The 447-nt window shown below is 37.8% G+C and carries 1 protein-coding gene; it reads right to left on the bottom strand.

Going from position 1 to position 447, the window contains the following annotated elements; all coding sequences use genetic code 11:
• The coding region (locus BTU61_RS01625) for an IS3 family transposase (RefSeq protein ID WP_200772073.1) at positions 1 to 447 on the bottom strand (447 nt) is incomplete at both ends.

Genomic DNA, 447 nt, shown 5'->3' with positions numbered 1-447 from the left:
TGGCAAACTCTGTCACATCTGTGTAGCACTTTTGCATTGGTTTGGTTGCTTCAAATTGACGTTGAATAAGGTTGTCAGCTTTCTTACCAATATCTCCTTTGTGAGAAGAATACTTGCGTTTCTGCCGGATTCTGGCTTGTGAATTTAGTACGTTCATCAACCGCTGAACCCTCTTATGATTGACAAAAAAGCCACGATTTCTTAATTCTAAATGTATCCGACGATAACCATAATTTCCCTTGTGTTCGGTAAAAATAGATTGGATTTCAGCTTTAAGCCCTTGATCCTTATCTGGTTTGTCTAGCTGTCTCAAATGATAATAGTAGGTCGAACGAGCGAGTTTAATGGCCTTTAGAAGAATATCTAACGAAAACTCAGTGATTAATTCTTGAACAATTTCTGTCTTACTTCTTTCTCTTTTTCCTCCTTCAATCGGAGTTCTCTCAA

The organism is Streptococcus lactarius (genome assembly GCF_016642265.1).
GTDB classification, from domain to species: Bacteria; Bacillota; Bacilli; order Lactobacillales; family Streptococcaceae; genus Streptococcus; species Streptococcus lactarius.
Note: the sequence above shows the minus strand (reverse complement) of the source record. Positions and strands in the feature narration are given on the sequence as shown.